The organism is Dyella ginsengisoli LA-4, from assembly GCF_000334915.1.
GTDB classification, from domain to species: Bacteria; Pseudomonadota; Gammaproteobacteria; order Xanthomonadales; family Rhodanobacteraceae; genus Dyella_A; species Dyella_A ginsengisoli_A.
Window position 1 is genome coordinate 1 of sequence record NZ_AMSF01000066.1, and the last position, 10,141, is coordinate 10,141.

General features: G+C 68.5%; 7 protein-coding genes. 2 read left to right on the plus strand and 5 right to left on the minus strand.

Features of this window, described 5'->3' with window-relative positions; translation table 11 throughout:
• Nucleotides 1–97: 97 nt before the first annotated feature.
• The 5 genes from C693_RS0115685 to C693_RS0115705 all read right to left on the minus strand — a co-directional run bounded on the left by C693_RS0115685 (nucleotide 98) and on the right by C693_RS0115705 (nucleotide 7,885).
• The gene (locus C693_RS0115685; protein ID WP_017463227.1) at nucleotides 98–1,042 is read right to left on the minus strand and encodes an electron transfer flavoprotein subunit alpha/FixB family protein; all 945 of its coding nucleotides are present in this window, start codon (nucleotides 1,040–1,042) and stop codon (nucleotides 98–100) included.
• 111 nt (nucleotides 1,043–1,153) lie between these two features.
• On the minus strand, nucleotides 1,154–1,900 hold the full coding sequence (locus C693_RS0115690) for an electron transfer flavoprotein subunit beta/FixA family protein (RefSeq protein WP_017463228.1): 747 nt from the start codon (nucleotides 1,898–1,900) through the stop codon (nucleotides 1,154–1,156).
• 177 nt (nucleotides 1,901–2,077) lie between these two features.
• Nucleotides 2,078–4,135: a glycoside hydrolase family 99-like domain-containing protein gene (locus C693_RS0115695; RefSeq protein WP_017463229.1), complete on the minus strand. Its 2,058-nt coding sequence runs from the start codon at nucleotides 4,133–4,135 to the stop codon at nucleotides 2,078–2,080.
• A 48-nt stretch (nucleotides 4,136–4,183) separates the two neighbouring features.
• Complete coding sequence (locus tag C693_RS0115700) at nucleotides 4,184–6,265, minus strand: glycosyltransferase (RefSeq protein WP_017463230.1); 2,082 nt, start codon at nucleotides 6,263–6,265, stop codon at nucleotides 4,184–4,186.
• 18 nt (nucleotides 6,266–6,283) lie between these two features.
• The gene (locus C693_RS0115705; protein ID WP_017463231.1) at nucleotides 6,284–7,885 is read right to left on the minus strand and encodes an electron transfer flavoprotein-ubiquinone oxidoreductase; all 1,602 of its coding nucleotides are present in this window, start codon (nucleotides 7,883–7,885) and stop codon (nucleotides 6,284–6,286) included.
• Nucleotides 7,886–8,058: 173 nt separating this feature from the next.
• Between C693_RS0115705 and C693_RS0115710 the strand changes: the two genes are divergently transcribed.
• Together C693_RS0115710 and C693_RS0115715 are read left to right on the plus strand one after the other, a co-directional pair.
• Nucleotides 8,059–9,456, plus strand: coding sequence for an amidase (locus C693_RS0115710; protein ID WP_017463232.1), 1,398 nt, complete (start codon nucleotides 8,059–8,061; stop codon nucleotides 9,454–9,456).
• Between the two features lie 7 nt (nucleotides 9,457–9,463).
• Entirely contained in the window at nucleotides 9,464–10,069 is a 606-nt protein-coding gene (locus C693_RS0115715; protein WP_017463233.1) for an alpha-ketoglutarate-dependent dioxygenase AlkB, read from the plus strand.
• Nucleotides 10,070–10,141 lie beyond the last annotated feature (72 nt).

Sequence of the window (10,141 nt, forward strand, 5' to 3'; positions counted from 1 at the left end):
ACACCCGCCGCCTATGCCAAGCAGTTAAAGTGACCCCGGACTCCAAACCGTCCCGCTACTCAAAGCGGGGGGACGTCGGTCAGTGGTGCCGTCTTATTCAAGAGAGCTCTGCTTCGAGCTCATCGACGATCTTGAACAAGTCGCCTACCAAGCCGAAATCGGCCACCTCGAAGATCGGCGCCTCGCCGTCCTTGTTGATCGCCACGATGGTGCCGGCATCCTTGATGCCGGTGAGGTGCTGGATGGCGCCGGAGATGCCGATGGCCATGTACAGCTCGGGGGCGATGATCTTGCCGGTCTGACCGACCTGCAGCTCGTTCGGCACGTAGCCGGCGTCGACCGCCGCGCGCGAGGCACCGACGGCCGCACCGATCTTGTCGGCGAACTTGTAGATGATCTCGAAGTTTTCCTTCGAGCCGACGCCGCGGCCGCCGGACACCACCTTGCTGGCGCTCTGCAGGTCGGGGCGGTCGCTCGAGCCCTGCTGCAGTTCGACGAAGCGGGTGTGCGAGGGCAGGGCCACGTCGAGCGCCAGCGCCTCCACCGGAGCCTTGCTGTCGCCGCTGGCGGCGGCCGGCCAGGACGCGGTGCGGATGGTGGCGACCACGGCGTGCGCCGGATTGGCCTCGACGGTGACGATGGCGTTGCCGGCGTAGATCGGGCGCTTGAAGGCGTGTGCGCCCTCCACGCTCATCACGTCGCTGACCTGGGCCACGCCGAGCAGGGCGGCCACGCGCGGGGCGAGGTCCTTGCCGAAGGTGGTGGACGGCGCGAACACGTGACTGTAGCCGCCAGCAGCCTTGGCGACCTGCGGCGCGAGCACGGCGGCCAGCGCATGCGCGTTCTCCGCGCGGGCGACCGTGAGCACGCGGCTGACACCTTCGATGGCAGCGGCTTCGGCGGCGACGGCATCGACGTTGTCGGCCAGCACCAGCACGTCGATGGCCTCGGGCTTGACGGCAACGGCGGCGCTCACGGCGCGCGCGGTGGCGGGGTTGAGCTTGCCGTGCAGGTGCTCGGCGATGACGAGGATCTTGCTCATGGATGTCTCCGATGTTCTGCGTAGGAGCCCGCTCGCGGGCGATGTCCTTTGCGCTGGATCAGCATCAAATCAACAGCATCGCCCGCGAGCGGGCTCCTACCGATGATGGGGTTACAGCAGGCCCTTCTGCTTGAGGGCGGCGACCAGTTCGGCAGCGTCCTTTACCATCACGCCCTTGCTGCGCTTGGCCGGCGCGGCGTAGTGGGTGGTGGCGAGGTGGTCGTGCGCCTCGACGCCGAGGCTGTCGAACTCGATCGTGTCGATCGGCTTGGACTTGGCCTTCATGATGTCCGGCAGCTTGATGAAGCGCGGCTCGTTGAGGCGCAGGTCGGTGGTCACCACGGCGGGCAATTCGGCCTCGATCACTTCCAGGCCGGCGTCCACCTCGCGGGTCACCGTGGCCTTGCCGTCGGCGATCTCCAGCTTGCTGGCGAAGGTGGCCTGCGGGCGGTCCCACAGCGCGGCCAGCATCTGGCCGGTCTGGTTGGCGTCGTCGTCGATCGCCTGCTTGCCCATCAGCACGAGGCCGGGCTGCTCCTTTTCCACCAGCTTGAGGAAGGCGCGCGCGGCGGTGAGCGGCTGCACGGCGTCGGTGGTCACCACGTGGATGGCACGGTTGGCGCCCATCGCCAGGCCGTTGCGCAGGTGAGCGGTCAGGTCGGCCGGGCCGATGCCCACCACCACCACCTCGGTCGCCACGCCTTTCTCACGCAGCCGCAGCGCCTCTTCCAGCGCGATGTCGTCGAACGGGTTGGCGGAGAGCTTGACGCCGTCGGTCACCACGCCGGTGCCGTCGGGCTTGACCTGGATGCGGACGTTGTAGTCCACGACGCGCTTGTAGCCGACCAGAATCTTCATTCGCGTTTCCTTGGGAGTTGCCGGCCGCAGGGGCCTAAAATCGAACGCTCATTCTAACCCGATAGCGCTTTCCGTGCGCCCGCGTATGGTCGCCTGGGCTAGCTAGAGCTCCTGAGAATCTCCTTTTCTGTTTAACGACAGCGTCTGCGCGACGCTGGCACTCAACGGCCGTAGTGTTCAGTCACGCCGCGCGTATGGGAGGGTCTGACTACCCTCAGTCGACTCGCCGCATACTCGCCCGATCGTATCGGCCCGATAGCCGGCTCGCTGCGTGGTCACTAGGAAGAGGCGCGCTACCGCGTGGGCCAGGGTGCCGTCTACTTGACCGGCCTCTTCTTCAAATTCATCTATGCCAAGGTGTGCATCGAACAGTGGCCGCAAGGCATCCAGCCGGAGCCAGAACATGCTTCCGGCGATGAAGTGCTCGTTATCGAGGTCGAAGGGAGGCAGGCCGAGCCGGGTGACCAGGTATTCGCTGGCTTTGCGGTTCGCTCCCCAGTAATGGCCAAAACGTTGAATATGGCCGTCCGCTGCAACCAAACCCAGCGAGGCATCGTCGACGAAAGCTTGAAGCATCCTCTGTGCACGCTGTCGCTCCAGCAGGCTGTCGAGCAGCTCGCGTCGCCAGGCCTCGCCGTCCTGCCGGTGCAGCGAGCGCTTGGTGTGGAGCTTCAGTACGACCTGCACCCCCTCGTCGAGCAGACGGTCGGCGAGCCGGAGAAAAGGCAGGATGTCGCGGCCGCGGTTCTCCCCCGTTACGATCTCGCCGTCGGTGCCCGCGCGTGCCATGGCCAGGCGTACCGCATCCGACTTGTCCGGGGTCGTGGTCACGAGCAACCGCCAGTCCAGGCCCGAGGCTTTGAGGCGATCGAGGATCTCGCCCAGTACCTCCGGATACCACGCGTGGATCACGGCGCAGGGGCGCGAGTCGGGTTCGACGGGTGGTTGCATGGCCGCACGGGTCGCATGCAGCCACGCATGTCCGAGCCGCGCATCCGGTTCGAGCACGGCGCCCTCGGCCCACTCGTTCCACGCATTGATGAACACCAGTGGCGACCAGCCAGGAGGCTGCGTGGCGGAGGCGTGCGCGATGCTTCGGCGCAACCATTCGCCGTACAGGCGAGGCGAAGCGTGCATGAAAACGCGGCCCCGCCCGGAACGACGCGGCTCGTTGTCCCAGCCTGGGTTCACTGCCGGATAAAGCGTGTAAGGCGGCTTCGGCAGTTCGGTGGCCGCGAGCTCGCGCCAGTCGTGGATATCGCCGCGGAAGTCGGGATTGATCAGCCGGAAACGGTCGGTGATCGGCCTGGGGGTGATGTTGTTCGGCGGGAAAGCCACGGCCGCGTCGAAGCCGATGTCTGCCGGATCCACGTTGTCGAAACTCTGCACGTAGGCGAGATGGATCTCGCCGATGCCGTGCTCGCGGCACCAGCGGCGCCAGCGTTCGGCGGTCTTCCGTGGCTCGGGCAGCAACCCCGGGCGGTAGACCAGCAGCAAGGGCTTGCCGCCTACGCGCAGGTAGCGCGGGTCAAGCAGGTATTTCGCCGCGTGCGCGATGAAGGCGAGATCGTCTTCCGGACTGTGCCGCTGTGCGATCAGTACGTGATCGGCACGGCCATCCCATCGCCGCGACCAGTTCTCGTTCGCCCAGCACAGGCAGACCGGCAGATCCAGCGTCGGATCGTCCAGCCATTGTCGCAGCGGTTGCTCAAGCAGGGTCGCCCCTGCAAACCAGTAGAAGTAGCTGCAGAACGCGCCGATCCCGTACTCGCGCGCCAACCGCATCTGCTGGCGCATGGCCTCGGGCAGTCGCAGGTCGTAGAAGCCCAGTGCCCCAGGCAACCGGGGCTGGAGGTGGCCTTCGAACTGCGGCAGCGCGCGCGTCACGTTGCGCCATTCGGTGAAGCCTTCGCCCCACCACGCATCGTTCTCCGGGATCGGATGGAACTGCGGCAGGTAGAACGCCACCAGCGTGGCCGGTAGTGGCTCGGGCAGGGCGCCGGGAACGTGCTCCCGATAGCCGAGCGCACGACCGCCCGCGTGGCGGAGGGGCCTCCGCGAGGTTGCGTCCGCGGGTGCGTCCTGCCCACGCGGCCCCTCCGGCACCAGTCCGGTGTATCGGTCCAGGAAGCGCTGACGCCAGCGGTCGCGCACGCCCGTCGGCAACGGAAGCAGACGGAATGCGCGGCGCAGGGCCGAGAACAAGGGGCGGTGGAGGCGGTCGGGAAGCGGCATGGTCGTGGCGTGGGTGAGCCCGGATGGTTGCCGAGCGGGTGCGGTCGGTCAATCCAGTGCCTGCCGCAGCGCGGCAGCCGCGAGCTCCGGCGAGAAGTGGCGACGGACGTTGTCCATGCCGTGGCGAGACAGTGCGTCCCACAGTGCGGCATCGCCGTGCAGCCGGCGCACGGCGTCGGCGAACGCGGAGGCGTCGTCGGCCACCAGCACGTCGTGGTCGTGCCGCAGCTGCATGCCTTCGACGGCCAGGGTCGTGGCGATGACCGGTACCCCGTGGCTCATCGCCATGTTGATCTTGCCTTTCACGCCCGCGCCGAAGCGCAGCGGCGCGATCGACGCCAGGCAGCGATCGAGCCACGGGGTGAGGTCCGGTACGCGGCCGTGCAGCTCCAGCCCGGGTGTGGCCAGCTCGCGGTGCAGTGCTTCGGGCATGTCGCCCAAGGCATGCACGCACAGGTCCGGGATGACATCGCGCAATCGCGGCAGGATCTCGGTGGCGATCCAGCGCAGCGCATCGACGTTCGGCGGGTGGCCGGCGCCGCCGATGAACATCAGGTCGCGGCGTTCCGCGTGGCCACGGAGGCCATCGTGCGCCCGGTGGATGTTGGACAGCAGCTCCACTTTTGCCGACGGGGCAAGCTGCGCCAGCAGTTCCCTTTCGTAGGGACTGACAACGAAGCTGGTGTCTGCCTGTTCGATCAGGGCGATTTCGCTGCGGCGCGAGAGTCCCGCCTGCTGGGCCATGCCGGTATGGCCGGCCAGCGCAGCGGCGCGTTCTTCGCGCAGGAAATGCAGGTCCACCGTGTCGAACAGCAACCGGGCCTGCGGCGCCAGGCGCCTCACCAGATCGGCATACTGTCCGGCGACGGTGTGTCGGCAGAGCATGACGGCGTGCAGCTCGCGGCCGTGCCGGCGCAGCCAGTCGGGCAGCCGGCCGATGTCGCGGTTGACGAGCACCTCGCAACCGAGCGCGCCGAGGCGGTCGATACCCGCCCCGTCCGCCCGACCGTCATCGGGATGGAACGCGACGCTCCAGCCCAGTTCGTCGAGAATCCGCAGGATCTCGCACAGCCGCAGCGAGCCCGAGTCGCGCGTGGGGTCGGGCAGCGTGGCGTCCACCACCAGCACGCGGCCGCGGCGATGCCAGCGCACGGCGCGATCCAGCGGCGTGCCGGGCGGTGGTTGGCGCCCGAGTTCGACCTTCCACTTGTCGGCGAAGACCGCCTGATTCGGTCGCTGATGGCGCTTCATGCCGGCGTCCAGGTCGGTGCCGGCGCTGATGCCCTCGCAGTGCACGACAATACTGGCCGGTTCGTACCAGACCTCGAGGCCGAGGCGACGCACGGCGAAGGCGAGATCGGCGTCCTCGTAGTAGGCGGGGGCATAGCGCGGATCGAAACCGCCGATGCGCTCGAACGTCTCGCGCCGGATCATCAGCGCCGCGCCGGACACGTAGTCGGTACGTCGGCGATAGCGGAACGGCGCCGCATCGCGCGGCTCGAAGCGGCCGACGTTCCAGCCGCTGCCATCGGCGAATACCAGCGCACCGGCTTCCTGCAGCCGTCCGTCCGGATAGACGAGGCGACTGCCGGCGATGCCGCAGCCGGGGCGCTCGGCGAAGCAGCGCAGCAGCGCATCGATCCAGCCGGCGGTGACCTGGGTGTCGTTGTTGAGGAACACCACGAACTCGCCGCGGGCCGCCGCTGCGCCGGCTTTGCAGCTGCCGACGAAGCCGAGGTTCTCGGCATTGCGCAGCAACCGCAGGCGCTTGATCTGGCCGAGCACCGCGACGGTGTCGTCCGGGGAGGCATCATCGACCACGATCACCTCGAACGGCACCCCGGCGCCGTGCCGCGACAGTGACCGCAGGCAGGCGACGGTGTATTCGCGCTTGCCGTGCACGGGGATCACCACCGACACCTTCGGTGCCTCCGGGCAGGGCAGGGCGAACGCAGCGAAAGGTTCGTCCAGCGCGATCAGTTCGAGGCTGTCGTCACGGGCGGGGGGCGGCTGGAATTCCTGCCGGATGCGCGAGAGCGTGCCGCGCCAGCCGCGCAACGCCACGCTGCCGCGCAGGCGCTGCAGAAGGTAGGCGATGCGCTTGAGCCGCCAGGAGAGTTTGCCGGCCAACGGACTGGATGCCTGCGATCAGAGGTTCTGGTAATTCGGTCCCGAGCCGCCTTCCGGCGTGATCCAGTTGATGATCTGGTACGGGTCCTTGATGTCGCAGGTCTTGCAGTGCACGCAGTTGGCGGCGTTGATCTGCAGGCGCTTGCCTGCCTCATCGTCGACGATCTCGTAGACGTTGGCGGGGCAGAAGCGGGTGCAGGGGTTGCCGTATTCCTCGGCGCACTTGGTGACGCAGACCGAGGTGTCGGCCACCTGCAGGTGCACCGGCTGGTCCTCGTCGTGCTCGGTGGCGGCGAAATAGACGGATGCGAGGCGGTCGCGTGGCGGCAGGTCGCGCTGCACGTAGTCGCGCTTCGGCTCCTCCTGCTGACCGAGCTTGTGCAGCATCGACCAGTCGGCCTTGTTCTTCAGGGTCCACGGCGAGGCGCCGCCGACGGCGGTCTCCCAGGCGGCATTCACCATGCCGAACCACAGGCCCTTCTTGAAGCCGGGCTTGATGTTGCGGACCTTCTTCAGCTCGGCCATCACCTCCGAGCCGCGCAGCTTCGCGTCGAAGCCGGCGGGCTTGAGATCATGGGCCACCAGGTGTTCGGCGGCGAGCATGCCGCTGCGGATCGCCTGGTGGGTGCCCTTGATCTTCGGCACGTTGAGCAGGCCGGCGGTGTCACCGATCAGCAGGGCGCCGGGCATCTCCACCTTCGGCAGCGACTGGTAGCCGCCGGTGACGATGGCGCGCGCGCCGGCCGAGAGGATGCTGCCGCCCTCGAGCAGCGGCTTGACCATCGGGTGGTTCTTCCACTGCTGGAAGGCCTCCCACGGCTGGTAATTCGGGTCGGTGTAGTCCAAACCGCTGACATAGCCCAGTGCGATGCGGTCGCCGTCCAGGTGATAGAGGAAGCTGCCGCCGTAGGTGCGGCTGTCGGCGGGCCAGCCCACGCTGTGCACGATCTTGCCCGGCGTCACGCGGCCGGCCGGTACCTGCCACAGCTCCTTGATGCCGATCGAGTAGCCCTGCGGGTCGCTGTCCGCATCGAGCCTGAAGCGCTTGATCAGCTGCTTGGTCAGGCTGCCGCGCGCGCCCTCGGCGAGCACGGTGACCCGGGCCTTGATGTCGATGCCCTGGGTGTAGCCCGGCTTGTGCGAGCCGTCCTTCGCCACGCCCATGTCGCCGATGCGCACGCCGGCGACCGAGCCGTCGTCGTTATAGATGGTGTCGGCGGCGGCGAAGCCTGGGAACACATCCACGCCCAGCGCCTCGGCCTGCGGAGCCAGCCAGGCGCACATCGCGCCCAGCGAGACGATGAAGTTGCCGTGGTTGTTCATGCCCGGCGGCACCGGCAGCTTGCGGCCGCCGGTCTTGCTGAGCAGCCAGAACTCGTCGTCGGTGGCCGGCACGCAGATCGGCGGCGGATTGTCGCGCCAGCCCGGCAGCAGGGCGTCCAGCGGCTGCGGCTCGATCACCGCGCCGGAGAGGATCTGCGCGCCGATGGTCGAAGCCTTCTCGATCACGCATATAGATGTATCCGGCTGCAGCTGCTTGAGCCGGATGGCGAAGGACAGGCCGGCGGGGCCTGCACCCACCACCACCACGTCGTATTCCATCGTCTCGCGTTCGCTCATGGCGGGCTCCATCGGGTCGGGCTGGGGCGCCGGATTGACCGTGCGCACGGGTATCGAACAGGAGGCGCATTGTCCGGATTCCCGCGCTGCCGGGCAAACGTGCTGCGGCAAGCCTTGCATTCGCTTCACGTGGAGCGGGGATAATCCCGGCACGTCTTTTACAGGGAGCCTGCATGAATTCGTTGCCGCCGATCTCCGAACGGGACATGCGCCGGGCGACCCTTTGCCAGTTGCTGCACTGGCTGGCGATCGATCGCGTGCAGCCGCAGGTGCTGGCCGACACCTATCTGCAGGCGATCGAGCGCATCGATCCGCAGCTCAACTGTTACGTGGACGTGCGCGGCAGCCTGGTGCAGGAGCAGGCACGCACCGCCAGCAAGCGCCGACGTGACGGGGTGATCGGGCGGCTGGATGGCATCCCGGTCGCGATCAAGGACAACTTCGACGTGGCTGGCTGGCCGACCCGCGCCGGGCTGCCGGGGCGGCTGGCGCCTGCCGAAGACGACGCCCACACCGTCGCGCGCCTGCGTGCCTCCGGCTCCGTGCTGCTGGGTAAGACCAACATGGACGAGGGCGCGCTGGGCGCCGTGACCGACAACCCGCATTTCGGCGCCACCCACAACCCGTGGAAGCACGGTTACAGCGCGGGCGGCTCGTCCGGTGGCGCGGCTGCGGCGGTGGCAGCCGGGCTGGCGGTGGCGGCAATCGGCTCGGACAGTCTCGGGTCGATCCGCATCCCTGCCAGCTATTGCGGTGTGTTCGCGCTCAAGCCCACCCATGGCGAGATCTCCGCCCGTGGCCTGGTGCCTGCTGCGCGACGCCTCGATGCGGTCGGCCTGCTGGCGCGCGGCGTGGATGACCTCACGGTGCTGCTGCAGGTGCTCGCCGGCTACGACGCCGACGACGCGCGCTCGCGTCGGCGTCGCGTCGCGTTCGACCTGATGGACTGGGAGCCGGGCCGGTTGCGCGCCGGCTTGCTGCCTGATCTGGCCGCAGTGGGCGTGGCGCCGGAGGTCGCCGCGGTGTTCGACGCGGCGATGGCGAAGCTGCCGCGCGAACTGGGCGAGCGCCGCACCGTGGATTTCAGCGACTGGGATTTCGCCCGCACCCGCCGTGCCGGCCTGCTGCTGATGGAGGCCGAGATGCTCGGCACCTTCGCCGCCGACCTGGCCGACACCGCGCATCCGGTGTCGCCGCGTTTCCGCGGGATGCTGGATTACGCCGCCCGCAAGTCGGCAGGTGACTACGCCAACGCCGACCGCGTGCTCGATGCGGCCACGCTGAAGATGCGCCGGCTGTTCTCGCAGGTAGACGTGCTGGTGCTGCCGACCACGCCGCAGGGGGCGTTTCCGCTCGATGGCCCGGCGCCGGACTCGATCGCCGACCTCACCAGCTTCGCCAGCCTGGCCGGCTGCCCGGCGGTGAGCATCCCGATGGGTACCCTGCCGGACGGTCTGCCGATCGGCCTGCAGCTGGTCGGTGCCCGAGGCTCGGACCTGCGCCTGCTGGAACTGGCGGGCATCGTCGCGGCCACGCTGGATGCCGAGCCGGCATACCCCGCGATCGCCTGAACCCGCCGTGCTGGCCGCAGCCACGTGGCAGGAGTTGCCGCTACCCGGGGCGGCGCTGGCGATCGTCGAGGACTGGCTGGCGCCGGCCGAGGCCGATGCGCTGCTGGCCGAGCTGCTGGTGGCGATTCGCTGGGAGAACCACCGCATCCGCATCTTCGGGCGCGAGGTGGCTTCGCCGCGGCTGAGCTGCTGGATCGGCGATCCGGGCGCGAGCTATGTCTATTCCGGCACGCGCTTCGATCCGCATCCCTGGCCGGAGCAGTTGCAGGGGCTGCGCGCACGGGTCGAGCAGGCCTGCGGTGCGCGTTTCAACAGCGTGCTGGCCAATCTCTATCGCAATGGCGACGACGCGATGGGCTGGCACAGCGACGACGAGCCCGAGCTGGGGGCGCAGCCGGTGATCGCCTCGCTCAGTCTGGGGGCGGAGCGGCGGTTCGTGTTCCGCCCGCGGCAGCGCGATAAACCCGGCCGCCGTACGTCGGAGCTGCGCTTGGCACACGGCAGCCTGCTGCGCATGGCCGGCGATACCCAGCAGCTTTACCAGCACGCGCTGCCACGCACGACGCGGGTGACGATGCCACGCATCAATCTGACCTTCCGGCACATTTCCTAGAGCCATCGCGCTGTTCGCTCAGCGAGCCGTGTCGCTGGCAATGCGCGACCGGCGTGTCGGGGGGGGGGGGCG